Annotated in this window: 18 protein-coding genes; 7 read left to right on the forward strand and 11 right to left on the reverse strand. The window is 67.9% G+C overall.

Annotated features, from left to right (window positions below):
* The 5 genes from Q664_RS28730 to Q664_RS60180 form a co-directional block, all read right to left on the reverse strand.
* The coding region (locus Q664_RS28730; RefSeq protein WP_043402907.1) for an ATP-binding protein at nucleotides 1–2,539 on the reverse strand (2,539 nt) is incomplete at its 3' end.
* A 270-nt stretch (nucleotides 2,540–2,809) separates the two neighbouring features.
* The gene (locus Q664_RS28735) at nucleotides 2,810–4,576 is read right to left on the reverse strand and encodes a M61 family metallopeptidase (protein WP_043402910.1); all 1,767 of its coding nucleotides are present in this window, start codon (nucleotides 4,574–4,576) and stop codon (nucleotides 2,810–2,812) included.
* A gap of 73 nt (nucleotides 4,577–4,649) precedes the next feature.
* Nucleotides 4,650–6,056 (reverse strand): RsmB/NOP family class I SAM-dependent RNA methyltransferase, encoded by a 1,407-nt coding sequence (locus Q664_RS28740; RefSeq protein ID WP_152622393.1) that lies wholly within the window; start codon nucleotides 6,054–6,056, stop codon nucleotides 4,650–4,652.
* A gap of 138 nt (nucleotides 6,057–6,194) precedes the next feature.
* Nucleotides 6,195–7,625: a purple acid phosphatase family protein gene (locus Q664_RS28745; protein WP_043402912.1), complete on the reverse strand. Its 1,431-nt coding sequence runs from the start codon at nucleotides 7,623–7,625 to the stop codon at nucleotides 6,195–6,197.
* A gap of 127 nt (nucleotides 7,626–7,752) precedes the next feature.
* A complete protein-coding gene (locus Q664_RS60180) occupies nucleotides 7,753–7,935 on the reverse strand; it encodes a type VI immunity family protein (protein ID WP_052518797.1) in 183 nt (60 codons plus the stop codon).
* A gap of 186 nt (nucleotides 7,936–8,121) precedes the next feature.
* On the opposite strand from Q664_RS60180, the gene Q664_RS58135 reads away from it, so the two are divergent.
* The 3 genes from Q664_RS58135 (at nucleotide 8,122) to Q664_RS58140 (ending at nucleotide 12,768) form a co-directional block, all read left to right on the forward strand.
* Nucleotides 8,122–8,388: a hypothetical protein gene (locus tag Q664_RS58135; protein ID WP_152622394.1), complete on the forward strand. Its 267-nt coding sequence runs from the start codon at nucleotides 8,122–8,124 to the stop codon at nucleotides 8,386–8,388.
* Nucleotides 8,389–9,250: 862 nt separating this feature from the next.
* Nucleotides 9,251–11,986, forward strand: a complete 2,736-nt coding sequence (locus Q664_RS28755) for a hypothetical protein (RefSeq protein ID WP_152622395.1) — start codon at nucleotides 9,251–9,253, stop codon at nucleotides 11,984–11,986.
* Nucleotides 11,983–12,768: a hypothetical protein gene (locus Q664_RS58140; RefSeq protein ID WP_152622396.1), complete on the forward strand. Its 786-nt coding sequence runs from the start codon at nucleotides 11,983–11,985 to the stop codon at nucleotides 12,766–12,768. Before Q664_RS28755 ends, Q664_RS58140 begins: the two co-directional genes overlap by 4 nt.
* Before the next feature lie 265 nt (nucleotides 12,769–13,033).
* Here Q664_RS58140 and Q664_RS28760 read toward each other — a convergent pair whose 3' ends face one another.
* The 5 genes from Q664_RS28760 to Q664_RS28780 are packed head-to-tail and all read right to left on the reverse strand — an operon-like array spanning nucleotide 13,034 to nucleotide 18,097.
* Nucleotides 13,034–13,789, reverse strand: coding sequence for a lipoprotein (locus tag Q664_RS28760; RefSeq protein ID WP_043402917.1), 756 nt, complete (start codon nucleotides 13,787–13,789; stop codon nucleotides 13,034–13,036).
* The gene (locus tag Q664_RS28765) at nucleotides 13,786–14,496 is read right to left on the reverse strand and encodes a DUF4956 domain-containing protein (RefSeq protein WP_043402919.1); all 711 of its coding nucleotides are present in this window, start codon (nucleotides 14,494–14,496) and stop codon (nucleotides 13,786–13,788) included. Before Q664_RS28765 ends, Q664_RS28760 begins: the two co-directional genes overlap by 4 nt.
* A 16-nt stretch (nucleotides 14,497–14,512) precedes the next feature.
* Nucleotides 14,513–16,219 carry a dTMP kinase gene (tmk, locus tag Q664_RS28770; RefSeq protein ID WP_052518798.1) on the reverse strand — a complete coding sequence of 569 codons (1,707 nt, stop codon included), beginning with the start codon at nucleotides 16,217–16,219 and terminating at the stop codon, nucleotides 14,513–14,515.
* Between the two features lie 6 nt (nucleotides 16,220–16,225).
* The gene (locus Q664_RS28775) at nucleotides 16,226–16,939 is read right to left on the reverse strand and encodes a VTC domain-containing protein (RefSeq protein WP_043402922.1); all 714 of its coding nucleotides are present in this window, start codon (nucleotides 16,937–16,939) and stop codon (nucleotides 16,226–16,228) included.
* Nucleotides 16,940–16,954: 15 nt separating this feature from the next.
* Nucleotides 16,955–18,097 carry a porin family protein gene (locus Q664_RS28780; RefSeq protein WP_235216916.1) on the reverse strand — a complete coding sequence of 381 codons (1,143 nt, stop codon included), beginning with the start codon at nucleotides 18,095–18,097 and terminating at the stop codon, nucleotides 16,955–16,957.
* Nucleotides 18,098–18,734: 637 nt separating this feature from the next.
* Between Q664_RS28780 and Q664_RS61280 the strand changes: the two genes are divergently transcribed.
* The 4 genes from Q664_RS61280 (at nucleotide 18,735) to Q664_RS28800 (ending at nucleotide 24,851) form a co-directional block, all read left to right on the forward strand.
* On the forward strand, nucleotides 18,735–19,358 hold the full coding sequence (locus tag Q664_RS61280) for a hypothetical protein (protein ID WP_235216917.1): 624 nt from the start codon (nucleotides 18,735–18,737) through the stop codon (nucleotides 19,356–19,358).
* A complete protein-coding gene (locus tag Q664_RS28790) occupies nucleotides 19,355–20,143 on the forward strand; it encodes a hypothetical protein (RefSeq protein ID WP_052518799.1) in 789 nt (262 codons plus the stop codon). The genes Q664_RS61280 and Q664_RS28790 overlap by 4 nt, the downstream gene beginning before the upstream one ends.
* A 299-nt stretch (nucleotides 20,144–20,442) precedes the next feature.
* The gene (locus Q664_RS28795) at nucleotides 20,443–24,069 is read left to right on the forward strand and encodes a hypothetical protein (RefSeq protein ID WP_152622397.1); all 3,627 of its coding nucleotides are present in this window, start codon (nucleotides 20,443–20,445) and stop codon (nucleotides 24,067–24,069) included.
* Nucleotides 24,066–24,851: a hypothetical protein gene (locus Q664_RS28800; RefSeq protein ID WP_043402931.1), complete on the forward strand. Its 786-nt coding sequence runs from the start codon at nucleotides 24,066–24,068 to the stop codon at nucleotides 24,849–24,851. The genes Q664_RS28795 and Q664_RS28800 overlap by 4 nt, the downstream gene beginning before the upstream one ends.
* A gap of 102 nt (nucleotides 24,852–24,953) precedes the next feature.
* Here the strand turns inward: Q664_RS28800 and Q664_RS28805 are convergent.
* A partial coding sequence (locus tag Q664_RS28805) for a DUF2381 family protein (RefSeq protein WP_043402942.1) occupies nucleotides 24,954–25,803 on the reverse strand: 850 nt, incomplete at its 5' end.

Here is a 25,803-nt window from a genome sequence, read left to right on the forward strand (position 1 = left end):
CCCGTTGTTGCCGAGCGACCCACAGCGCCTGCTGGAAGGACTCCTCCACCTGATTCTCCGGGCCCGCCAGCATCCAGAGGATCTCTCCCTTCAGCCTGAGCAGCTCCGCCTCATAGACGCGCTCTCCGGTTGTACTCGCGGCGGCCAGCGCTGCTTCCACGTGCTGCAGTCCCTCGTGTGGCTTTCCGGCCCTCGCGCAGACCTCAGAGAGTGCGCCGAGGAACACGGTCTGGACCAGCCATGCTCCAGTGGCTTGGTAGTCGGCCACAGCGGCCCGCATCGTGGTCAGCCCTTCCTGGTACCGACCGAGCAGGGCCAGTGCCCACCCCTCGTAGATCTGGCTGATCGGAGCCCAGAAGGTGAAACCCTGTTTGCTCGCGAGGGTCCTGGCTTCTCGTGCCTTCTCCAGCATGGGGGCTCCCTCCCTTCGGCACCCGAGAATGGCACAGCAGAAGGAGAGGGCGTACGTCAGGGTCCAATCATGGTTCAGCTTCCGAGCGAGGAGCAGCGTTTGGTGGATCCGCTCCAGCCCCTGGTCCATATGGCCGAGCAGCCAGAACGCCCATGCTTCGTGGCAGTGGGTGGCGATTCCCGGGTCCGTCAGATAGAGGCTGTTCTGGATGGGCGGGAGTGATGGATAGATAGCGAGGACTTGATCCAATTGCTGGCATGCGGAGGCGAGCTGTCCCTGCCAGAAATGGCCCACTCCCGACATCCAATGCTCCAGGAGCTGGATGAGAGGCGCATGCGATTGGCTGGCAAGCCGACGGAGCTGGACCTGATCGGCGATCTCTGCCGTGGTGTAGATCCGGCCCCGCAGCAGGTAGAAGCCGTACAGCCCCACCAGCACTGGTATGACTTCGGGCGTGTCGGGTATTTCCTGGCACAAAGCGAGGGCGCGCCCGTACGCATGTTCGACTTCCGGAGCGGCGAAGCCAAGGGTGTAGACGCGGGCGATCCCCAGGAGCATCTGGAGCCCGATCTCCATCCGCGTGCGGTCAGCACCCTCCGGCAGTTGCTCCAGGAGTTCCAGACCCAAGGTCAGGTGCGTGATGGCTTCTTCATTGGCGGACAGGATGATGGCCTTGTTGGCCGCCTGAATCAGGTAGGGGACGGCCTTTTCTGGGATCCCCGCCTGATGGAAATGCCGCGCGAGCGGCAGGGCAATCTCCCCCGTTCGGCTCCCGTACAGCGACTCCAGCGCTTGGGCGACCTCGCCATGGAGCAATCGCCGCTCGGCCTTTCCCAGGGTATCCATGAAGTATTGCTGGAAGAGGACGTGAATGAATTGATAGCGCGAGAGGATGTTGCTTCCGACGCGGATTTCTCCCAGTTCTTCAATCAGCCGGTGCCGCACCGCTAGCCGTTGGAGTTCCTGGAAGATCTGTCGCTCGCTCTGCCGCTCCACCTGTGCGATGACCTGAGCGGTGAACTGCACCCCTTGTACGCTGGCCACACGCAGCATTGCCAGCGGTGCCTCCTCAAGTCGAGCGATTCGCTCCGCGATCACTCCCTCCACGCGCACGGGTAGCACTCCCCAGTCCAGAACGCCCTTCGCTATCCAGCGTCCCTGTTCATCCCTTTGGATCATCCCCCGTTCATTCAAGGCCTGGAGGATCTCCAGGGTGAAGAGAGGCTGGCCGCCTGTGTGTTCGAACAACTTCTGGCGGAACTCTCCATCCAGGAGATTGGCCTCGCGATCCAACAGCGCATTCGTGAAGAGCCATTTTTCACGGGTTGGGGTCAGGTCCAGATCCACTGTAGCCCTGCCGTGATGGCGCTTCAGTTCGTTGAGAAGGGTCTCTAAAGGGTGGTGCTTGCCATTCTGGTCTGTGGCGAGCGCGTCCGCACGGTACGTGCCCACGAGCAGAATGCGATCGGAGTCTAGCCGCCGGACGAGGTGGAACAGCAGGGCGAGCGAGGCAGCGTCCGACCAGTGGAGATCCTCGATAATCAACAGCAGCGGAGCCTGTTCCGCCAGCATCTTGAGCATCCGGGTGTATTGGTCGAAGACGAATGCTTGGTCCGGGTTGCCTTCGAAAACGAGAGCCTGCTCCCTCTTGCGGCGGGCTAGTCGCTCCAGATCCTCAAGCCAGCCAGCCTTGGTGATGACGGCTTTGCCGATCATTGCGGTGAGCGCGGCCTCGGGCAGGAAGTTGCTCGCCAACTCGGGAGCAACCTCCACGAGGAGCTTGGCGACACGGAGGAGGATTCGGTGTAATCGAGACACATTCTGCGGTGTGAGGAATCCGCGCTTCCGTTGGGTCTCGATGTCTCCTGTGAGTAGCGCGAGGATTTCCCTGAAGGGGAGGTAGGGATCACCCAGGCCCAACTGGGCATTGCAGCCTCCCAGGGCGACCACCAGGTCCGGATCGGCGTCCTGGGCACGTCTGGCGAATTCCTGCATCAGTGCCGTCTTGCCCGAGCCTGCCTCTCCCGTCACGAAGAGGAGTTGGGCATGCTCATGGAGTGCTTTGGCCAGTACCCCTTCAAGAGTGGAGAGTTCTTTCTCCCGGCCCACGAATTGTTGCCCTGACATTTCTCCTCCTCACCGGGCACCGAGCAAGAGAAGGGTGCTGTTTCCGAGCGCGGAAGGAGTCTGGGGTTGTTCCAGGAGTGCAATCGGTTGCCAGGCTGCTCGTCCGCGGAGATCCTCTCATCTCAAGGTATGCACCCTGAGCGATGAGCGCAGTGCGAGGGAGATGGCGAGCAATCACCGCTACGCAAGTGGAGTTGTGAGCCGCCCATTCCGAGCGACCCATGGGCAGCAAGCTGGCCTTGAGGTGGGCGCTGCTGTCGTGTGCTCGGTCTACCCGGGCTCCTCCCAGGGGGCGCCGAGCCAGGCCTGATAGGCGGCCTTCTGCGCGTCGGTGGGCTTGTCCACCCGGGCCAGCCACACCGCGTCCGCGGGCTTCTGGCCCAGCATCACCGGCACCTCCACCAGCCTGTCCCGGCGGAACACCGTGAGGCGCACCGTGTCCCCCGGGGACTTGTCCTCGGTGCGCGACAGCAGCCCCGCCGCATCCACCCGCCAGCCGTCGAGCGCCACGAGCTCGTCATCCACGTACAGCCCCGCCTCCTGCGCGGGCGAGCCGTCCAGCACCGTGGCGATGGTGGCGCTCCCCTTGGTGGTGACGCCCAGCCAGCCCTTCGGTTTGGGCTCGCCCTTCACCCGCGGAGGGGGCGTGCCGCCCTTGTCACCCGGGGACTCGCGCGGACGGAAGCGCACCTCCAGGCCCACGTGCCAGAAGACGGAGTAGTCCAGCTCCTCCGTGCCGCGCAGCGCTCTGTCGAAGAAGGCGCCGAGGTCCTTGCCCGCCACCTCCGAGGCCGCCGCCTCCACGCCGTCCTCGGGCACTCCGGACTCGTCGCCGTAGCGCTGCCACAGCAGGCGCATCAGGTCATCCAGGCTCCGCGCGTCGTCCGTGGCGCGGCGCAGCTCCAGGTCCAGCAGCGCGGCGACCACCTCGCCCTTGAGGTAGTAGGAGATGGCGCTGTTGGGCGAGTGCTCGTCCGGGCGGTAGTGCTTCACCCAGCTCACCAGCGAGGCCTCGGCCAGCGTCTGCGTCTTGCGGCCCGGCGTGGCGTGCAGCGTGGAGAGCGTCTCGCCCAGGCGCGTGAGGTAGCGGTTGTCGCTCATCAGCCCCGCGCGCAGCACGAAGAGGTTGTCGTAGTAGGACGTGCCCCCCTCGAAGGCCCACAGCAGCGAGGTGTAGTTCTCCTGCGAGTAGTCGAAGGGCACGAGCGCCTTCGGCTTCACCCGCTTGATGTTCCACAGGTGGAAGTACTCGTGGGCGGCCAGCGTGAGGAAGTCCTCCCAGCCCCGCGCGTTCTGCAGCCCCACGCGCGGGAAGAGGAGCGCCGTGGACGCCTTGTGCTCCAGCCCTCCGCGGCCCTTGTCCGTGAGGTAGACGAGGAAGAGGTAGCGCCGCATCGGCAGGCCGCCATACATCCTCGCCTGCGCCTCGACGATGCGCTGCAGGTCCGAGCACAGCCGGCTCGCGTCCGGAACCGAGTCGCCCCAGACCACCACCTCGTGCAGCACGCCCGCGGCGGTGAAGGTGTGCGGCGTGTGGGGCCCCACCTCGAAGGGGCTGTCCACCAGCTCGTCGTAGTCCTTCGCGACGAAGGACTCGCCCCGGCGCTCCAGCGCCGCGAAGGCCCTCCAACCCGCGGGCGCATCCACGGTGACGAGGTGCTCCTGGCCGCGCGTGGCCTCGGTGTAGAGGAAGAGGGTGGCGCCGTTGAAGTAGCCGTGGCTGCCATCCAGGTGGCTGGTGCGCACGGTGAGCTCGTTGGCGTAGACGCGGTAGCGCAGCGTCACCGCGCGCCCCTTCGCCTGGACGCGCCAGGCGCGCTTGTCCACGCGCCGCACCGCGAGGGGCTCGCCTCCCGGGCCCATGGCGCTCAGGTCCTGCACGTGCCGGGCGAACTCGCGCACGAGGTAGCTGCCGGGCGTCCACACCGGAAGCAGGGCATCGAGCACGTCCGGGCCCGCGGGGAAGGTGGCCTCGACCTCGAAGAGGTGCGAGTGCGGGCGGAGCATCGAGACGCGATAGTGGACCGCTTCCGGCATTCCGAGCCCTCCAGGGGGCGAGAGGGGGACAGCATCGCCAGGGGACGGACCGGGTCCGCCCCCGGCACACAGGCTACTTCGCGCGCACGAGGATGGCTCCGAAGAATCCATCCGTGCCGTGCAGGTGCGGGGCGAGCCGCAGGAAGGGCCCCGGGCCCACCTTGGCGCCCAGCTCCGGTCCGAGTTCCTCGGCCACCGGACGTACCGAGTAGTCCGGATGCCTGGCGAGGAAGTCCTCCACCACCTGCTCGTTCTCCTCGCGCAGCACGCTGCACGTGCCGTAGATGAGCCGGCCTCCCGGCTTCACCATCTGGGAGAAGCGCTCCAGCAGCCGCTTCTGCCGCGCCACATGGTCCGCGAGCATCTCGGGCGTGAGGCGGTAGCGCGCGTCCGGCTTGCGGCGGAAGGTGCCCGTGCCACTGCACGGCGCGTCCACCAGCACCCGGTCCGCCTTGCCCTCGAGGGGGGCGATGGCCTCGTCGGCCTCGGAGCCCTCGGGGGGGATGACCAGGGTGCGCACGTTGTGCACCCCTGCCCGGCGGGCGCGCTTGCGCAGCTCTTCAATCCGCCACGCCTCTATGTCCAGCGCGTGCAGATCGCCCCGGTTCTTCATCTGCACGGCGAGCTGAAGCGTCTTGCCGCCAGCACCCGCGCACGCGTCCACCACCTTCGTGGGCGGCGCGTCCACCAACATGCCGAGCAACTGGCTGCCCTCGTCCTGCAGCTCGAACCAGCCGTCGCGGAAGGCGTCCAGCGAGAAGGCGTTGGTGCGCGTGTCCAGGATGAGGCCGAGCGGCGACAGCGGAGTGGGGGAGGACTGCACGTCCTGCTGCTCCAGGAGCGTGCGCAGCTGCTCGCGGGAGCCCTTGAAGCCGTTGACGCGGGCGGCGAGGGGGGCGCGCTCGTTCATGGCCTCGGCGGCGCGCTCGGCGTCGTCGCCGAAGACGGCGCGGAAGTGCGCGGCGAGGAAGTCCGGCAGCGAGGCGGCGATGGGGAAGCGCTTGTCGCGGGGGAGGGCCTCCAGCGCCCGGGCGGCCTCGGGGAGGGCGGCGAGCGCGTCGGCGTCCGTGCCCGTCAGCACCGAGGTGCGGGCCACCGCGTCGATGGGCTCGCCGTGGAGGATGCGCGAAGCGGCCAGACGCAGCACGTCCTGACGCGTCTTGTCGAGGCGCGGGAAGCCGCGGTGGGCGCGCTCGAGGAGGAAGTCCACCGTGAGCTGGCGGCGCAGCAGGGCGTACACCCGCTCGGCCACGGCGCGGCGCTCGTTGGAGTAGAGGTTGCGCTTGTGGCGGAGGGTGAAGTCCAGGGCCCGGTCGGCGAGGCGGCCCTCGTGGCGGATGAAGCCGTAGGCCTCGAGGCTGGCCTGGAGGACGAGGTCCTCTCGCAGCGGGCGGGCCATGCGCGACGCCTCGGACTCGGAGGAGGGCGGCTCACGGCGGGACTTGGGCGCCCGGGCGGGCGGTCGAGGGTTCTTCTTCATGAAAAGCTCCGGGGGGCCCGGGAGGTGGGCCTGCTCTATCGGCAGGCGAGCGAATCGCATCCCGGGCGCTCAATGACAAGGGTGGAGGCGCTCCGTTTCGTTTCCAGGGCGCCTCCGCCCCCTCTCCCGGCCTGCCAGCTAGCGGCGGCGACGGCGGCGCAGGACCCCGGCGAGCACCAGCGCGCCCGCGGGGAGCAGCGCCATCGCCGGGCCCGTCGAGCAGCCCGGGGCGTTGGGGCCCAGGCCGTCCACGTCCTCCTCGTCCTCCGGGCCGCCGGGCAGTCCGGGGTTTCCGGTGACGGTCCCCGGCGCGGGGGTCTCGGGCTGTGTGGGGCCTGGCTGCTCGACGGTCGGGGGCGACCCGGGGTCGGCCGTCACGGGGGGCTCCTCCTGGGGGGCGGGAGGGAGGTCCTTGGTGAGGGTGAAGCTGTCGATCAGCTTGCCCGAGGGCGTCAGCACCTGGGCGGAGAGGGTGCCCTCCTCCACCTTCACGTCGAGGTAGCCGTGGTCCTGGTCATTGCGCACCACGGTCCACGAGGGCTTGCTGGTCTCGAAGGGGCGCAGGGACGCGCCGCCGCCGCCCACCACGAGGTAGGTGGGGTTGCGCTCGCTCGAGGGCCCCACGGCGTTGCCCTTCATGGGTTGGCTGCGCTCGTAGTGGTGGTCGTGCCCGGTGAGGACGAGGTCCACGCCGTACTTCTCGAAGAGGGGGGTGAACTCGCGGCGGATGAGGGGCTGGGAGCCGTGCTCGCCGCTGCTCCAGGGCGGGTAGTGGAGGAAGACGACCTTCCAGGGCGCGTCGCTGGCGGAGAGATCCTGCTCCAGCCACTTGCGCTGCGAGGCCAGCGAGCAGCGGTCCTGCGAGGCCATGCCCATGGCGCAGTTGGCGTCCAGCCCGACGAAGTGCACGTGGCCCCAGTCGAAGGAGTAGTAGTGCTCGCCGCCGGTGGAGCTGGTGGGCAGGTAGAGGTTGTCGAAGTAGGGCTGGGCGCGGTTGGTGACGTACTCGTGGTTGCCGGGAACGGCGACGGAGGGCACCTGCGCGAGCAGCGGGGCCATGGGGCCGAAGAGGTTGTTCTGGAACTCGGCCTCGGTGCCCGAATCGTAGGCGTTGTCGCCGAGCATCAGGAAGAGCTCCGGCTCGCGGGCGAGCATGGCATTGGCCACGGAGCGCTGATCGGCGTTGTTCATCCCGAAGTCGCCCACGGCGGTGAAGTGGACGCTGCGGGTGCCGGGGACGGGAGCGGTGGAGAAGCGCACGGGGTTGGTGCGCGCACCACAGGCCTCGACGAGATAGGTGTACTCGGTGCCGGGCTGGAGGCCGGAGAGGACGATGGCGTGGTTGCGGCCGGCGTCCGCGGACTGGGCGGATTGGTGGGTGGAGCCTTGGGTGCCGTAGCGCACGGCGGGGACACAGTTGCCATCGAGCCGGAAGGCGATGGTGGCGGTGTCCGGGCCCACGCGCTGGAGGTAGGGCTGACGGGTCAGGCTCGCGGCGCTGGCGCTGCTCGCGGTGAAGGTGAGCGCCGCGGCCACCGCGCCGAACGCCAGGGAATACAGTCGGTGCATGGTGTCTCCTGTCCGAGCCATTCGGACCGGGAGTGCAACCGTCCACCTTTGGACATCCATCCAATTTTCGAGGCCCGCCCGCCTGTCCCACGGCGAGCGGGCGAGGGGTCGTCAGGCCTTGCCCGTGTCAGTCGAGGAAGCGCCGCTCCCAGCGGCATGTCTCCTCGGAGGTGCGGGGAGCTGTGTTCTGGTAGAGCCACTGCCCCAGCACACGCGCGAGTTCCCGGTAGGCGGGCAGAGTGTCGCCCTGTTCCGTGTCACCGGCTCCCGGCCAGCGGCCCAGGGTGATGACGGCCCGCTCGCTCTCCATCTCCCGTACGGTGTTCCGGGTGAGGAGAGCTGGGAGCGCAGTCCCACCGCACCACCCAACTACCCGCTCAGTCCGACGGAGTTGACAGGACAGCACTCCTCACGGAAGGTGTCCCACCCGCCTTTCTGAGTAATCAGTCGCCCGGGTAATCTTCTTGGGCGGTTGTCGCTTCAAGGGGCAGCCCGCATGGCGAAGGACTACGCACTCGTCGCCGCGGAGCGCCCTGATGGCGACAGCCCCGGCACATTCCTCGTGGCGCTGGCGCTCCCAGGCACGAGCACCACCGGCCGGGCGAGGGCCTTGTCGCGGCGCACCTCCAGCCAGCAGCCGTCGGCCACGGCGACGCCGCAACACGTGCGTGCCCTGAGCGGTCCGGGCCTGGGCTCACGCAGCACGTGTCCCTTTCCATCTCCTACAGGTGCGGAGGTGCGGTATGTCCACTCGCCGTGGTGATGCGTCCACCTCGTGCGCACGGCCGCCCTCAGCACTGGCGGCTTTCCTTCCGGCGCGTGCGTGCATGCACGCGGTCGAATCGAGCCCCAGAGCACCGGCGTCGCGGCAGGCACGTACTGGCACGGGGCGGGAGGTTTCGGCCCTCACCCCACAGGAGTCGAAGGCGGGAGGGGGAGGGAATATGGGCCTGTCCCCTTGGGTCAGGGGCCTACAGGCCCTCGTGCTCGCAAGCTGCCTCGTCGCCAGCACCAGCGTGGCCGGCGAAGAGCTGAGACGGGAGCGGGTAACGCTCTCGTTCAAAGCTCATGCGCGAGCCAAAGCCCCTGGCCCCCGCGTGGAAGACTGGAAGGGGGCCGTGCTCTCCCTCCGGGTGATGGACCCGGGCACCCTCGTGGTGGAGGCGGGTGATGAGGTCATCGCTGCCGGCGAGCTCCTCTGGGGCGAGGGCACGCGGCTGCGGGTGGAGCCACGCGGGGGCTATCCGCCCGCGCCGCTGCCCCGGCTGGTGAGTCCCGAGCCGGGTCGGGAAGAGGTGGAGGTGGACGTCCCGGAGGGAGTGGGCGCTGGAGGGGTGCTCACCCTCACCTATGATTGGGGCCATCAGGACACGCCTGCCCTGGAGCGCACCTGGCGCCTCCCACCCATGGCGGAGTTTCCACCCGAGTGGCTCGAGGACGAACTGGTTGAGACAGAGCAGGAGGGCACGCCGGAGGACGAGGGAGATAGCGCGCTAGCCTTCCTCTCGCCACGGCAGGCCTCGCTCCCCGTCCAGGTGGACCCAGAGCGTCCGGAGTTGCTCTGGGTTCCCGCGTACGCCTCTCGGGAGGAGCTCGCCTCGCGACTCTTCGGGGATGCGTCCGCAGTGGGCGCCTTCGACTTCGAGCCCCGCACGGTGCCCCCCAACGTGGAAGGGGAGCCACGCCAGTGTGTTCGCGTGCGCCAGCCACCCGCTTTGCGGCCCGAGTTCCTCGCGCAGGTGCGCGGCGCCCTGGACGAACGACTGAAAACGGATGACACGTGGAGCCGCGCCTGGCTCTCGGCGGAGTCCCTTGACAAGCCCGGGGCCGAAGCGCTCGTGGAGCGCGGCCTGCGCTGGTCTCAGCGCTCGGAGATTCCAGACGGCTCCGGCCAGAGCTACTTCGACAGCTACCTCCAGACGCTGGCGCCCTGGCGGGACGCGAAGCCACGCGGGCTGCTGGGGGACACGCTCGCCCAGGACTGGCACTTCCTCGGAGAGGCCTCCGAGCCCCTGCAGAAGGCCATCGCCCTGCGCTCTCAGCGCTGGAAGACGAGCTACACCGTCACGGATGGCTCACCCGTCCTCTCACCTGGAGACGTGGTGGGGCGCTTCTACTTCCCGAACGGCTCCCTCGGCCTGGACTACGACGTGCTCTCCCTCCTCACACCGGAAGAGCGCATGGGCATCTTCGACACCGTCCTCGAGAGCTCAGCGCTCACATCCGACGACCTCGAGGAGGACGCTGCCCAGTTGCTCGGGCGGGTGGTGCTATCCATGCCCGCCGAGGAGTTTCCCTCCCTGGAGCGCAGGCTCACTTCGGGCGAAGCGCTGGAAAAGCTGCTTGGCAGCAACGCGCCGCAAAAAGTGCTGCTGGGGCAGGCCTTCACCCAGAAAGCGCTGGCCTCGCTTCCACTGCTGCTCGGCTCGCTCGACGACCTGCCCTCCTTCGAACTGGGGCACGAAGGCGGGGCGGCATACCTGGTGAACGTGTCCTCCGGGCTGGTGCCCACGAAGCCGGTGGCAGCGGAGACGTGGGACGTGAAGAAGGGAGTGAGCCTGGAAGCAGAGCCCGCGCTACCCCAGGAGGCAGCAGGGGCCTCCCAGCGCATGGCCCTGTACTTCGAGCCGGTGAAGCACAATTTCCAGGCCCGTTATGGCTCTTCGACGGAACCAGGCACCCGTAGCCGCGCCTTTCACCCGCTGGAGTGGGTGCGCGTGGAAGTCCACGGGCCCGAGCCACGCACCCAGCTCATGACGGCCATGGAGCTGGCCCTGCACGCCTCCCTGCCGGATGAAGCGCTTATCTGGGAGGCGGTGAGCCGCATCATCGAGATGCACATGTTCTACCACGCCGTGTCTGCATTGGCGAAGGCACCGCTGCTCCCAGGTGTGCCGGCCACCGCCGTGGAAGGTGGCGCCCTCGCGGCGGCGCAGAGGGCGGCGGTACGTCAGTTCGTAGGCCGCATGGCCCTGCTGACGACTCTGGCAGTGGTAGACACCTGGCGCGCGGAGCTGTCGCGGACGGCGGAGGGACGGTACTTCCTCGCGGTGCATGACCTGGCACTGCTCGCACTGGCCGCGCGCGACATTTCCAAGCTCGTCAGCTCGGGCATATGGCGCGAGATGGCGTACCGGGGCGGGCTGCTGCTGAGTCAGTCTGGCGCACGGGCCTCGGCGGGACTGCGCGAGTCCGTCGAGTCCATACAGGCCCTGGCCAAGACGTTGGAGCGGATGCTCGCCGAAGGCAAGGCCGTTGCGACACCGGACGGACTGCGGTTTTCCCTTCCTGGTGGGGCCGAGGCCTTCAAGCAGGCTTTCTTCGCCATACGGGGGGAAATTGCCGCTGCACGGGCCCTCGGCGGCATTCGCGGCGCGGGGCTCGCGGCGGAGGAAGCCGAGAAGACGCTGGCGGCGCTCAAGTCGCTGGCGACAGAGAGCCAGGAGATGGCGAGCGCCTACAGCGCCGTGGCAAGGCGCGCGGCGGCACTCCCGGCGGACAAGGCGCGGGAGTACCTCGCTGCGGTGGAATCGCTTCGCGCCTCCGCTCGCGGTTCGGCGAGTCCTGCGCTGGCGCAGTTGCTAAGGCGCTCCGGGGCATCGAGCGTGGCGGACCCGCGCGCCTTCATCAAGGACGCCGAGTGGCTCGTCCGTCACCCAGAACTGGAAGCCGAGGCCGTGGCTGAGCTGGCAAGAAAGGCCTGCAGGGACAGCGTCGACTTGCGCTGGCTGCGCTTGTCGGGGCTGACGATGGAGGACCTCAACACCATGGCCAAGGACAGCATGATGCCGTGGAAAGACCTCCAAAAAGCAGCGGCCAATCCGGGGGATCTGAAACTGCAACGGCGGATGCGCGAGCGACTCCGTGGCATCGCGGCGGAACTGCTGACAGAGCGCAATGCACAGAAACTCTTCCCGGGATTCCGGCTGACAGGACGGCAGGTGAAAATGAAAGAGGGGCACGTGATCGACAACGTGCTTACGGCAATGGATGGCTCGCGGCTTCAACATGGGGTGGAGGTAAAGGGCTGGAACGAAGCAAGGTGGCGCAAGGCACTCGACGCTTGGATAGCCAGGGAGGGCGGCGCCAAGCTCGACAGCAAGCAGGATGCACTGGTAACGCAGCTACGACGCCTGCTCGACCAGCTCGCGGATGCGGTAACGGCTCCTCGAGGGTCACCGTTCCTCGTCATTACAGACAAACTGAGCAGGCCGACCAAGATCAAGCTGCTCAGATTTCTTGATGCGAACGCACCAGAGGCGGTGCTCATACACATAGAAGAGGTGCAGATTCTGGAGATGACGAAAAAGTTGCGCGCGGCTCTCATGTTGCCAGAGGGCTTGTCCGGAGGTGCGCCATGAATCGCTGGCCTCTGTGGGCGGTCCTGGCTCCAGTCGAGCCCGCCCAGATGGAGAGCCGGGCCCGAGCCGCGCTGAGCTTTGAGGAGGACAAAGAGGACGGGAAGGAACCATCCTTCGAGCTCATCAGGGGCAGTGGTCGCTACCATGCCATCGTGGGCACGGATCCCCTCGACTTGGGTGCGGAGTTGCGAATCGCCAAGGCTCTATCACTCGAACTCGATGAGCCCGTGTACTCGGTTGAACGTGCCAAGGAGCCGTGGGCCGTCACGTCTTGGCGCAACGGTGCGCTAGAAGTCGAGGAAGCAAACCCAGAAGCTCTGGCGAAGTCGCTCGGCTGCCCACTACCAGGTAGCACGAAGACCTCGAGCCGAACCGCAAGGAAGCCGCTACGGACAGTCGCGCTGATTGAAGGTGTTCAGGCAGAGGAGGCGCGACGCGCGCTAGAGAAAGATTATGGAGAACCACTACGTCAGGGGCGGTTCCACCTCGAGGACACTCCGCGAGGAGCCCTTCTCGCTGGAACAACAGGGGGTATAAGCTTCGCTGACATTACCGCGTCGGAACGGCTTCCTCATGTCAAGGTGTATGGGGTGACTGCTTCGCCGCGCCTTGACATGTTCTCCGTAACCGTATTGCGAGGAGGAGACGGCATTGAACGGTTCACGCGACCGCTCCGTCCGGATCCGTGCGTACCCGAGGTCAGCGAAATCAAGGGAGAGAGTACGCCCGAGCGGATTCTCTCGGCGCTGGGCATCCCTGCGGAGTGGTTCTTGAACGAGTGAGGGGAAGATGAGTCCGTGTATTCGATTGGTTGAGCGCTACCTCCGCACCGGCAACACCGACCCGCATCACACGGCATGGCCGGGAGGTTTCCTCGAGAGCGCCCAGCGAGCGCGCAACGACCTGCGAAACGCGCTCGCCAGCGAGGTGCAGCGCCTCGCCGCAGGATGAGCCTGCCCCACAAAACCAGGGCAGGCCCAAAATGGGCGGAGGATGTCGAAGGGGAAACAGCCCCCTTCATCTTCCGCCCACGACTGTTCTCATTCCTCAGGGCTTCTTCACATCGTAGGAGACGAGCTCCTCCAGCCGCTCGCCGTCCTCCTTCACCTTGCCGATGCCGGGAGCCAGCCAGTACGTGCGCTCCTGATTCTCCTTGTCCCCGCGCTCGCGCTTGACGCGGAGGACATTCGTGAAGGTGCCCGCGGGCGTGACGACGGTCTCGTTCACCGCCTCCACGCGCCAGATGTATGTCTTGTCCTTGTCCTCCGTCGAGCCATCCCCCAGGCGCGTCAGCTCACGGATGTCCGAGTCGTAGCGCCAACCCACCGGCCGCTCCGTCGCGATGGACTTCACCGTCGCGGGACTCCAGGTCGTCACTCGCGCGAGCGTTGTTCCCTTGCGGTCCTCCTCGCGCAGGCGCACCACCACCCCGTTCACCTCGAGCTGCCAGGACAGCTCCTCCAGGTGTGGCTGCGTGCTGCGCACCGCGATGGCCCTCATGCTCGTCTCCGGCACCGCCTGCTCGCCCAGCACCTCCACCCGCTTCTCGAAGGTGCCCTTCACCGGATCCGTGATGCGGTACGTCCACGTGGAGCCCACCGTGAGTGGCCAGAGGCTCGTGAACGGGGCCGGTTGCTCGGGGTCCGAGGGTGTCTCCCCCGTGCCAGGAGGAATGTCCGGCAGGTCCACCGTCCCATCCTGGTTCGTGGATGGCCCCTGGCCTCCCGTGGGCAGGCTCCCGCCCTCACCGCACCCCGTCCAACACAGCGCCGCCATCAGTGCGGCCCATCCCCAACGCCTCATCCCCGCTCCTCCCAGGCGCCCTTGTTCGAGGGCATCTCCGACCACCTCAGTCCCCGGAGCGGGCCTCCCGCCGAGCGGCTCAGCACCGTCGCGATCATCCCCGGCTCCTTCTCCTCCACCTCGAGCTCCAGCCTCCGTCCGTCGAAGTCCAGCGCGCAGCTGCGCACCAGCACGTTCCGCTCGCCGAGCCGCTGCCTCAGCCACGCCTCCGCGCCCGCCAGGTCATCCGCCTGGGCCGACACCAGCACCCGCTGTTTCGTGGTCACGGGCTCCTTCTTCTCGAAGAAGTCCAGCACCAGCAGCAGCGCGGCGACGAACGCGGTGCCCACTCCGGCCAGCTCCAGGCTGCCGTGTCCGCACGCCATGCCCAGGCCGATCATCAGGAAGAGGATGGCCGCGTCACGCGGATCCTTCAGCCCCGAGCGGAAGCGCACGAAGCTGCCCAGGCCCACCAGCCCGAAGGCCTTGGCCGTGCTGTCGCCGATGACGGCGGTGATGACGGCGGCCGCGGTGCACAGCAGCACCTGCGCCTGCATCATCTCCGCCTTGGGCAGCGGCCTGCGTGTCACCAGGCGCCACGGCCGCAGCGCGAGCACCGTGCCGATGAGCACCGCCGCCATCAGGCGGGGCAACATCTCCCCCGCCCCGGGATGGGACACGCTGGACACCGAATCTTGATGGAAGAGTCCCGAGAACAGCCCGTCCATGGCCCATCCTTTCCGTTCAGAGCGCCGGCCGCGAGGCTTCGTCCCCGGCCATCCATTGCGAGGTGCGCTCCGAGGGGAGCGCGGCCAGGTGCGAGGCGGCCACGAGGCGGTAGGCGTTGCGCAGCACCGGCAGGCGGCCGGCGGTCAGCTCCAGTGCGCGCAGCATGAGGGCCTCGGCCCGCTCCGTCAGGGGCAGTCCCTCCATCGAGGACACCACCGTGGCCGGCCAGCGCGACACGAAGGCCTCGCGCAGCCTCCAGGCCCGCGGATCATCCATTCCGTCCAGCGAGTCGAGCGCCTCCTTCGTCAACGGAGCGCCGCGCTCGCGCAGGGCGAAGGCCTCGTCGTTGGACAGCCCGGAGAGCGAGCGCAGCACCAGCTTCAGGGCCTTGTCCTCCAGCGCCACGCGAAGTCGCCGGGCGAAGGGCGTGTCCAGTCCATTCACACTGCGCAACACCGCCAGCCGGTCATGGCCGAGCAGGCTCTCGCGCAGGGCGTCCGCCCGGGCCGAGTCCAGGCCGGTGAGGCTGCGCGCCACGTCCGCGTACAGCCCCTGGCGCACGCCCTGCTCCCGCGCCGCCCAGGCCGGCTCGTCGTCCACCCCGGCCAGCCCGCGGAGCACCTCGCTCAATCGCCCCTCGCGCAGGGCGTGCTCGCGCAGGGCCCATGCCTCGGGTGAGCCATTGTGCTTGAGGCCGGCGAGCACGTCCGCTGGCGCGTGGCCATAGAGGCGCTCGCGCAGGGCCATGGCCTGGGGGGACGGGTTGATGCCGAGGCTCATGGCCACGTCCTGGGGCACCACCTCCGCCAGCAGCTCGCGCAGGGCCCGGGCCGGCTCGTCGTCCAGTCCCGTGAGGCTGCGCACCGTCAGCCCCGGGAATCGCTCCACGAACCCCAGCCGCCGCTGGTGCGCGGGGAAGCCGGGAATGCCGCCCAGCAGCCACACCGCCAACTGCGGCTCGCGCACCTCCAGCCCGTCCAGCACGCGGAAGAAGTGCTCCTCCACCTCGTCCACCGTTGACGGCACCTGCACCGGTGTGGGGCTCGGCGGCGTCATCCGCTGCGCCGGCAGTTCGCGGCCCTCCAGCCGCGCCACCACCGCCTCCACCAGGCGCTGCTCCAGCACGTGCAGCGGTTGATCATTGTTCTCGATGACGAGCCAGCGCGAGGGATCCTTCCGCGCCAGGGTGAGGAAGGCCTCCCGCATCCGTACCGCCAGGCCCGCGCCAGCCAGTCCCTTGCGGCTGTCCGAGTCCGGCGCCCGCTCGCCCTTGCTCTTCCCGAGCCGCTTGCGCAGCCGGGCCAGCTCCGGCTCCACGTCCACCAGGATGACCAGGTCCGGCCACAGCCCCTGCGAGGCCAGCTCGCACGCCGGCTCGAGCGCGGACCCGGGCAGCCCGCGCCCGCCGCCGCTCAGCGCCAGCTGCGAGTACAGGTAGCGATCGCTGATGCACACCTCGCCCCGGGCGAGCGCGGGGGCGATGACCTCCTCGAGCTGCTGCGCGTCGCGGGCGAGGTTGAGGAAGAACTCGGTGCGCGGCGACATCTCCAGCAGCTTCGAGTCGCGGGTGAGCTCGCGGATGCGCCGGGCGATGGGCGAGCGCAGCTCTCCTCCCTCGCGCGCGTGCGCCACCCGGTAGCCCAGCCGCCTCAGGCGCTCGGCCAGGAGGTTGGACAGGGTCGTCTTGCCGCTGCCGTCGATGCCTTCGAAGTCGATGAACACGGTTGCTCAGCCCCCCAGAATCCCGTCCGCGACGAAGTCGTGGACCCTCGCCATCCCCTCGGCGAACTTGCTGTACGCCGGCTTCCTCCCGGGGTTGAGCGCCGCCAGCCACTCGGGCAGCGCCTCCCCCAGGTGCTTCACCTCCACCACCACCCGCTCGTCCATCGCCAGCGGCTCACCCAGCCGCTCCGCGCTCAGCGTCGTCTCGGAGAGCGCCAGCTCCGGCGTAATCCCGTGGAAGCCGATGTCCCGGTCCACCGTCACCCGCCACGCCCGCGAGCACTGGTACACATGCCGCCGGTACGTCACCGCCAGCACCGGCATGAGGCTTCCCCCGGCGATGAGCGGCAGCAGCCGCACGCCGCCCCCCAGCACGTTGCGCAGCTGCGTGCGTGGCACCCACACCCGGCGCTTCTGGGTGAGGCCGTTGCGCTCGCGCTTCACCTCCAGCACCACGCGCTGCACGCCCCCGGCGCCCACGTCCGGCGAGTACTCCTTGGTACGCACCTTGAGGCAGTCCCGCGGTGTGTCCAGCGAGCGCCGCGCCAGCGGGTAGCCCGGCTTGTCGAAGTAGACGGAGGTGATGCTCGTGGGGGGCGACAGGCATCCGCCCAGTGACGCGGACAGCCGCGCGCACAGCGCGAGCGCCCCGTCCCTGCCCAGCACCAGCTTGAACTCCCGGCGCAGCCTGGTGACTTCTCCTTCCGCGAACTGGAGCATGGTCTCTCTCCGTTCCTAGAAGCGGGTGGCGAGCTGCAGCGAGTACTCGAAGCCCGCCGCCAGATCGCCGGGACGCAGCGCGTGCTCGGCCTGCAGCTGGGCCTTGAAGTGCTCGGAGTAGAGGACGTTGATGCCGCCCACGAAGGCGTAGCCACGGGCCTTCAGCGGGCCGAGCAACTGCATCATCTCGGCGCCCGCCACCGGCTGCACCGCGAGGCCCTCCAGGAGCAGCGGCACCGTATAGCTGGCCAGCCCCATCTGCGCGGCGAAGGGCCCCGTGGGCAGGTGCCCGTTGACGTACTCGCCCGTTACCTGCAGCCCTCCCAGCTTCAGCGCCGCGTCCGCGGCCAGCGCGTAGGTGCGCGCGCCCTCGAAGGCCTGCGCGAAGTAGGTGCTCGCCCCGAGGGTGAGCATCTTGATGGGACGCACGGTGGCCCGCAGCGCGGCGTCCTCGCTGGCGCGGATGCCCGTGTCGTCGTCCTTGGTGCCCTGGAAGACGCCTCCGGACACCTTCAGCTTCCACGCCTCCTTGAGGCTCACCTCGCCCATGAGCCCCAGCCGCCGGCCGCCCAGGTTGTGCGTGTCCTCCAGGTAGTCCGCCACCAGCCCGCGGTGGATGACCGGCAGCCGCCAGGCGGACTCGAGCTCGCGCGCCAGGAAGGGCGCCTTGAACTGGCCGCCGTAGAGGCGCAGCCGCTTCTGCTCATCGGCCACCCGCACGAAGGCGTCCTTGAGCAGCGATTTGGACGACAGGTCCGCCGTCACCTCCGCTTCCACATGAGGCAGCGACGCGGCCAGGCCCACGCGCGCCGATTCAATGGACAGCGAGCGGGCGTACTTCTCGCGCTCATCCGCGCTCACCCGGGCGAAGACGCGCCCGAAGGGAACGACCCGCAGTCCTCCCTTCCCCTCGCGGTTGGCCGCGGTGCCCTCACCGCCCTCCGAGAGCGGCTCCTCCAGCTTCGGCTTCGGCTCCTTCTTCTTCTCCGGCTTGGGGACCTCCACCTGCGCGGGCGTGGGCGTGTCCAGCTCGGGGGTCAGCGCGGCCACCTCCTCGGGCTCGGGCTGGGCCGCCGCGATCGCCTCGGGCTGGGCCGCGTCCACCTCGGGCTGCCACGCCTCCGCCTCTGGTGCGGGCTCCGCGGCCAACGCTGGCACGCCCAAAAGGAGGACCGAGGCGAGAAGCCCTCGCCTTTCCTTCCCGAACCCTCGCCGCTCGCCCATGCACTCCTCCCCGCCCGGTCCGGGAGGGTGGCTTGCAACCGGAGTGCCCGGCAGGAGGTTGTCCGGGGGCCGACAGCCGCTGGGCCTCGGCGTGCGAAAGCCACCGGCACAAGGGCGTCACGAGGCCGTGACAGGGAAGGAAACTTCCACCCGAGGGAGACGGAGCGCCTGTCGAAGTTACCGCTCCGGGGGAGGCTTGTTTTCAGTCTTCACCGGCGAGGACGCGCGATCAGGGCAGGGCGCACCCGCGCTTTCCGATGCCGGGAAGGAGCTGAACGCTTCGAGCCCGGGGACCTCTTGTTGTCGGCTTCGAGTGATTCGCTGGCCGAGCGGACCGTGGCTTGTGGGAACTCAACGAAGCGGGTGGAAGGTCCGCGGCGCTCGTCACTCGTAGTCGACTACGAGTGTAGAATACAAAATATGTGGGACAACATGGGCTTCACTCGTAGTCGACTACGAGTGACGGCTGATTGCCCCCTCGCGCCCGGAAAGTCGGCGCCTCTGTCCGGGCGCCCGGAGTGCTGGAAGTTTCGAGATCGCCGTGGGCGGGGCTTTCAGCTAGTACTTCTTCATGAACATCAAAGCGATGGTGCGGAAGCTCATGGCGTTGAGCTTGGGGCTTCTCCTTGGCTCCTGTAGCGCCACCGGGCCGATGGTCGCGGGCCCATCCGGGCCGCGGGACCTGTCCAGGTATGTGCTCGTCATCGAGAAGACGGCAGATGGGCAGGCGACCCACACCTGGAAACCCGCCAAGGACTTCGACCTGATGGAGTCCCGGAGTCTGGCGAGCGTCCCGGCCGACGAGGGCCGTATCGTCCGGGTGTCACTCAATGCGGCGGAATGCGAACGCCAGTATGAAATTTGCGTTCCGGAATGCCAGGCCAGCACGCGAATCCATCAGGTCGACAAATACATCTACGATTCCCAGCAGTACGGTCCGTGGCGGACCGGGAAGAAGAGTTACTGCGTGAGCGCTTGCATGAAACAGCTCGCCAACTGCCAGAGAGAGGCGGGCCGTGAGCCTGTTAAATTCGAAGCCATCGACACCGCGGTCGATTGGCTCAAGCGCCACCAGGATGAGCTCGCGCTCGGAGCCGTTGTCGTCATCGCGGGAGTGGCTTTCCATGTTGCCGTCTGCGCTGGAGGCATCATGCTGCTCGCTCCCGTCCTGCTCTTCGCCGAGGTGCCACAATGACGATAGGGGAAATCATCAGCTTCGAGGCGCCACGGATCATCGGAAGGTACCGGACGGAGCAGACCTCTCCCGAGGAGAGCGAGCTGCTCCTGGTGGCCAGGGATGCCTTGTTGTTCATCTCCGAGTTGGGGCAGGACTACCGCTTCGAGGACTATCGCCGGAGCCCCGGCGCCTCTCTTCCGCCCTCCGAGGGAAAGACTTCCATCGGGACGCTCCTGGGTGAAGCGGCGGGGCTCATGGTCCGGATCCGAGGAGAGCTCCACCTGCCGGAGGAGAAGGAGCTGGCGTCGGTCGTCATCGACGCACTCCACTTCATCGCCTCGACTGGCCAGCAGACGGCGTTCGAGGCGTTTCGCCGCGATGCGCTTGCCCCCCGCCCGCCGCACGTCTTCGCCTCGTTCAGGACGCGCGAGGAGGCGAAGGCCTGGCTCGACCAGCAGCCCGAGCCGCCGGCTCAAGGACAGGTGTTGGTCGCCGGTGAGTACTATCAGTTCTATTATTTCCGCGAGCTGAACCGCCGGGGGCTCCTGCCACAGTTCACCGTGGAGATGCTCATCCGGCTATTGATGGAGGAGGGGCCTCCCGCCACCGTGGCCTCCTTTGTCTCTCATGAGGAGGCAGAGGACTGGCTGGCGAAGCAGCTCGCGCCACCGAGCCATGCCTTCATCTCGATTGGCGGGGAGTACCACCTCGCGGTCTTCCACGAGAACCTCCACCACCGCGCCATCCATCCCATCTCCATCGTCGAGAGGCTCGAGAAGTGGGAGCGGGAGCAGAGGTCGTGAGGCAGGTGTCCTCCCTCCTGGAGTCCGTGCTCGAACGGCCCTCTCCGGAGATGCTCACGGCCAGAGGTTGGTGATCACGATGGGCCGACGCGCGCACCCCGGGCTATCGTCCCCGGCGGTTGTCACTTCAAGAGGCACCCCGCATGGCGAAGGACTTCGCGAGCGTCGCCCGGAGGCGCCCTGCTGGGGCCGGTCTCGGCACATTCCTGTTGGCGCTTGCGCCGTCACGGCGTGCCTCCGGTCAGCCGCGGGCCAGGGGGCTCCAGGCCCTCCTACTCGCCAGTTGCCTCGTGGCCAGCATGAGCGCGGCCGGCGAGGAGTTGGGACGCGTGAGGGTGACGCTCTCGGCCGAAGCGCATTCGCGAGCCAGAGCCGCCAGCCCCCGTCCGGAAGAGTGGAAGGAGGGCTCGCTCGCCCTTCGGGTGGTGGACCCCGGCCGCCTCGTGGTGAAGGCAGGCGATGACATCATCGCCGCGGGCGATTTGAATTGGGGGGAGGACAAGCGGCTGCGGGTGGACCCGAGCACGGCCCACCCGCCAGCGGCGCTGCCCCGGGTGGTGAGCCGCGAGCCAGGCCGGGAGGAGGTGGAAGTAGATGTCCCGGAGGGGATGGGCGCTGGTACCCTGCTCACCCTCACCTATGAGTGGGGCTGGGACTACCGGGACGCGCCCGCCCTGGAGCGCACCTGGCGCCTTCCGCCCATGGAGGACATCCCACCCGAGTGGCTGGAGGACGAGCAGGCTGAATCGGAGCGGGAGGACACGCCCGAGGACGGGGAGGACAGCGCGCTCACCTTCCTCTCGGCCCCGGAGGCTTCCTTCCCCGTGCGGGTGGACCCGGAGCGGCCCGAGCTGCTCTGGGTGCCTGGGTACGCCTCGCGGGAGGAGATTGCCTCACGACTCTTCGGGGATGCCGCGGCGGCGGGTGCTTTCGACATCGAGCCCCGCGCACCTCCCTCCAGCGCCGCTGAAGGCCTCCAGGTCTGCGTGCGCGTGCGCCACCCGCCAGCGCTCGTGCCGGAGTTGCTCGCCCCCATGCGCCGCGCCCTGGATGCGCGATTGGAGGAGGATGTCAATGGACCTGGAGCCGCCGCGCTGGTGGAACGCGGCCTGCGCTGGGCTCAACGCTCCAACATTCTGGACGGGGCCGGGCAGAGCTACTTCGACCGCTACCTCCAGGTGCTCGGCCCCTGGCGGGACGAGGACGGGTCCTCCCTCGGCGACGCCGCCGAGCCCCTGCGCAAGGCCGTCGCCCTGCGCTCCAAGCGCTTCAAGACGCGCTACATCGTCACGGATGGCTCGCCCGTCCTCGCTCCGGGCAGTGTGGTGGGCCGCTTCTATTTTCCCGACGGCTCCAGCGTGCAGGTCCGTACCCAACTGCTGCTCACCGAGGAGGCGTCCCTGGAGCGGGCGGAGCTGCGGGTGCGCAACGCTCCCCGAAGCACACCGCGCGTCATCATCCCCGGGAAGGACGGACGCTGGCGCGGCTACAGCGCCGAATTCAACACCACCCCCGGAGCACCCCAGCCGCTCGACGACCCCGAGGGCAATGCCTACTGGTACTACCCGGGGACGCTCCTCATCCGCCCGGGAGACTGGCGGCCGGGGCTCTCCGGTACGGGGGAGCTGGCGTCCCCGCGGCGGGAGCTTCTCCAGACAGCCCTGGCCACGGCGACACCGCGAGAGCCCCAGCCTCTGCTCGCCCTGGACCATGACGTACTTTCCCTTCTCACTCCGGACGAGCGACTCGCCGTCTTCAACACCCTCCTCGGGGGCCCCGCGCTCACCTCCGACCTGAGGGAGGACGCGGTGCACCTGCTGACGCGGGTGCTGCTGTCCACACCCGACCTGGAGTTCCCCCCTCTGGAGCGCAAGCTCACTTCGAGCGGAGCGCTGGAGACGCTGCTGGGCAGCAACGCGCTGGACAGCAAGGTGTTGCTGGGACAGGCCTTCACCCAGAAGGCGCTCGCCTCGTTTCCCCTGACGCTGGACGTCCTCGAGTCCCTGCCCACCTTCCACCTGGGGCGTGAGGGCGAGAAGACATACCTGCTCAACGTGCCCCATGGGCGGGTGTCCACGGTGTTGGTGGCACCGGAGGCCTGGGAGGCGCGGCAGGGGGTGCACCTTGGAGCCGAACCCGCGCTGCCCGGAGAAGCGGTGGGGCCCGCCAGGCGCATGGCCCTGTACTTCCAGCCGGTGCAGCAGGAATTCAAGGCGCGCTACTTCCCCTCCGTGGACGAGCTGCCGCGCAGCCGGGCCCTGCACCCGCTGGACTGGGTGCGGGTGAAAGTAGCCGGGCCACGGCCTCGCACGCACCTGATGACGGCGATGGAGCTGGCCCTGCTCGCCTCCACGCCGGACACGTCGCTCATCTGGTCGGCGATCAGCCGCATCAGCGAGATGCAGATGTTGTACGGCGCCGTGTCGGCGCTGGCGCGGGCGCCGCTGTTGTCAGGAGTGCCAGCCACGGCCGCTCGAGGCGGCACCGTGGTGGTAACGCGCGGAGCGGCGGCGCGCTTGTTCGTGGGCCGTATCTCGCTGGTGGCGACGCTGGCGGTGGTGGACACGTACAGGGACGAGCTGTCGCGGACGCCCGAGGGACGGGACTTTCTCGCGGTGCATGACCTGGCCATGGTGGCGCTGGCCGGCAGGGACATCTACAAGCTCGCCACGTCGGGCATAGGGCGCGAGCTGGTACACCGGCGCAGGTTGGCGTCGAGCGCGGCTGGCGCCCGGGCCTCGTCCGGACTGCGTGAGTCGGTGGAGTCCGTCCAGGCCCTGGTGAAAACGCTGGAGCGGATGCTCGCCGAGGGCAAAGCCGTTGCGACACCGGACGGACTGCGGTTTTCCCTTCCTGGCGGCGCCGAGGCCTTCAAGCAGGCCTTCTTCGCCATCCGGGGGGAGCTGGCCGCTGCGCGGGCCCTCGGGGGCATTCGCGGCGCGGGGCTCGCGGCCGAGGAGGCCGAGAAGACGCTGGAAGCGTTGAAGCTGCTGGCGGCGGAGAGCCAGGAGCTGGCGCTCGCCTACGGTGCGGTGGCGCGGCGCGCGGCGGCGCTGCCAGCCAACAAGGCCCAGGCGTACCTCGCCGCCGTGGAGTCGCTGCGCTCCTCGGCGCGCAGCAACGTGAAGCCGGCGCTGGCGCAATTGCTGAGGCGCTCAGGAGCACCGAGCCTGAAGGACCCGTTTGCCTTCCTGAAGGATGCAGAGTGGCTCGTCGGTCACCCGGAATTGGAAACCGAGGCAGTCGTTGAGCTGGCGAGGAAGGCTTGCAAGGACAGCATCGACCTGGGCTGGCTTCGCTCGACAAAGCTGGCCATGAAGCACCTCAACTTCATGGGTAGGAACAAGATGACGCCTTGGAAAGATTTCCAGCAGGCGGCGGCGGAACCGTGGAATTCAAGGCTACAGCGTAGGGGGCGTGAGCGACTCCGCGGCATCGCGGCGGAGATGCTGACCGAGGACAATGCGCAGAGGCTCTTCCCGGGCTTCCGGCTGACTGGGCGGCAGGAAAAAATGGAAGGGGGCCATGTCATTGACGACGTGCTTACGGCGATAACGGGGTCGAAGCTTCAACATGGGGTAGAGGTAAAGGGCTGGAACAAAGACAGGTGGCGCATTGCGCTCAATGCGTGGGATGCCAAGCAAGGAGCACAAACGGTCAGCGAACAGCAGGCTGCACTAGCAGATCAACTGCAGCACCTGCTCGAACAACTCGCCGATGCGGGGACGGCACCTCGAGGGAAGCCCTTTCTCGTTATCACTGACAAGCTAAGTGGGCCGACCAAGGAGAAGCTCGCAGAATTCCTAAGCAGAAATGCGCGGGGCACACAGGTCATTGAGATGGAGGAAGCTCAAATATTGGAGAAGACGAAGCAATTGCGTGCGGCACTGAGCCTGCCGGAGAACTTGTCTGGAGGCGCTCCATGAACCGGTGGCCTCTTTGGGCAGTCCTGACTCCTGGCGAGCCCGCGCGGCTTGAGCGCCGTATCCGTGCCGCGCTGATGTTGGAGGAGGACGAAGAGGACGGGAAGGAACCATCCTTCGAGATCATCCCAGGCAGTGGTCGTTACCATGCCATCGTGGGTACGGATCCCGGCGATGTGGGCGCCGAGTTCCAAATCGCCAAGGATTTGTCACTCGAAGTCGCTGAGCCCGTGTACGCGATTGAACGCGCCAACGACCCATGGGCTGTCACGTCGTGGCGAAACGGTACGCTAGAGGTCTTGGAGGTGAGCCCAGACGGCTTGGCGAAATCTCTCGGTTGTCCGCTGCCAGGAAGCGAGAAAGCGTCTAGCCGAGCAGCGAGAAGGCCCTTGCGGAAGGTTGCAGTGGTGGAAGGAGTCCTGGCACAGGAGGCGATTCGGGTGTTGGAGGAGGATGCTGGCGAGTCATTCACTTCAGGACGCTATCGCCTCGAGGACACGCCACGAGGGCTCCTCATTGCCAGTGGAACTGGCGACATCGGGTACGCCGACATCACTGTGTCGGAACGGTTTCCTCATGCGACCGCATATGCGGTGATTGCCTCGCCAGACCTGGACGAGTTTTATGTTACCGTAAGGCGAGGGGGTGAGGGCGTCGAAGAGTTCGCCCAGCCGCCCGCTGAGTTTCCGCGGCTGCCAGTTGTCAGCGAAATAAAGGGCGAGCGCTCGCCCGAGCGGATTCTCGCGGCGCTGGGCATCCCGGCGGAGTGGTTCCGGAATGAATGATGGATGTCCGGGCCGCTTCACCTGGACCCCGGCTGAGCGGCGTGGGCCTTCCCCGGTTCGGTGCGCTCCGAGTGAGTGTGACACACGCTGGAGCACCAGGCGTCAGGGGAAGGTCACGTTGCCGAGGGTGACAAGGCGCTTCCCGCTCTCGTCCCACAGCTTCAAGGTGAAGGTGCCTCGGGCCTCCCGGTCCGTCAGCTCCCACTCCACCACGACCACTTCCGGCTTCTCTGTGTCCGGCAGGATGGGCGAGGGCTGCCAGAGCATCGTCACTGGTGTTACCTGCTGCCCCTTGCCCATGAGCGCCGCATCCCTGACCGTCCAGGGCTGCGTGCCTGGGTTCTTCAGCCTCACGGCCACGGCCACTCGCACCACGTTCGCCGCGCGTGTCGTCGAGCGATAGCTGATGACCGTGTCGGTGCCTAGGGCGTTGCTCGCGGGCTGGGTGAGACCTCTCGTGATGTCCTCGGCCTTCACGCTCTGGTCTTTCATCGCCATCAACCCGCTGGCGATCAGCCCCGTGATTCCGCCCGGTCCCTTCTCCAGCCGCATCCGCTCCAACTCCTGGCCGAGCCGCTGGGACTTCTTGCGCTCCTCCTGGTTCTCCCGCTGGTAGTCCTCCACGGTGCGCTTGAGGCGGAACACGTCCACCTGTCGTGTCCCAAGCGCGGGGTGGCCCACCAGCATGAAGGCGGCGCTCGTCGGGGCCGCCCCATCCGCGAAGCGCACCACCACCTTGAACCGCTCTCCGGGCTGGAGATCCGAGGGGGGGAGGATGTTGAAGCTGCGCGTGCCCGTGGACACGTCCTCGAAACGCTCGCGGTCTTGCAGCTCCAGCGAGCCCGGCACCAGCGGCGAATCGAAGCGGAAGGTGATGGGCAGCTCCGGGCTGATGCACACTTCCCGCACGCTGCCGGTGGGCTCCGCTGGCAGTTCCACGCTGGAGGGTGAC

The organism is Archangium violaceum Cb vi76 (genome assembly GCF_000733295.1).
Lineage (GTDB): Bacteria > Myxococcota > Myxococcia > Myxococcales > Myxococcaceae > Archangium > Archangium violaceum.

Coding starts and splice junctions, on each gene's coding strand:
- Q664_RS61280 (WP_235216917.1), top strand. CDS start 18,735: ATGAACATCAAAGCGATGGTGCGGAAGCTCATGGCGTTGAGCTTGGGG.
- Q664_RS58140 (WP_152622396.1), top strand. CDS start 11,983: ATGAATCGCTGGCCTCTGTGGGCGGTCCTGGCTCCAGTCGAGCCCGCC.
- Q664_RS28740 (WP_152622393.1), bottom strand. CDS start 6,056: ATGAAGAAGAACCCTCGACCGCCCGCCCGGGCGCCCAAGTCCCGCCGT.
- Q664_RS28760 (WP_043402917.1), bottom strand. CDS start 13,789: ATGAGGCGTTGGGGATGGGCCGCACTGATGGCGGCGCTGTGTTGGACG.
- Q664_RS60180 (WP_052518797.1), bottom strand. CDS start 7,935: ATGGAGAGCGAGCGGGCCGTCATCACCCTGGGCCGCTGGCCGGGAGCC.
- Q664_RS58135 (WP_152622394.1), top strand. CDS start 8,122: ATGGCGAAGGACTACGCACTCGTCGCCGCGGAGCGCCCTGATGGCGAC.
- Q664_RS28745 (WP_043402912.1), bottom strand. CDS start 7,625: ATGCACCGACTGTATTCCCTGGCGTTCGGCGCGGTGGCCGCGGCGCTC.
- Q664_RS28800 (WP_043402931.1), top strand. CDS start 24,066: ATGAACCGGTGGCCTCTTTGGGCAGTCCTGACTCCTGGCGAGCCCGCG.
- Q664_RS28775 (WP_043402922.1), bottom strand. CDS start 16,939: ATGCTCCAGTTCGCGGAAGGAGAAGTCACCAGGCTGCGCCGGGAGTTC.
- Q664_RS28795 (WP_152622397.1), top strand. CDS start 20,443: ATGAGCGCGGCCGGCGAGGAGTTGGGACGCGTGAGGGTGACGCTCTCG.
- Q664_RS28790 (WP_052518799.1), top strand. CDS start 19,355: ATGACGATAGGGGAAATCATCAGCTTCGAGGCGCCACGGATCATCGGA.
- Q664_RS28735 (WP_043402910.1), bottom strand. CDS start 4,576: ATGCCGGAAGCGGTCCACTATCGCGTCTCGATGCTCCGCCCGCACTCG.
- Q664_RS28765 (WP_043402919.1), bottom strand. CDS start 14,496: ATGGACGGGCTGTTCTCGGGACTCTTCCATCAAGATTCGGTGTCCAGC.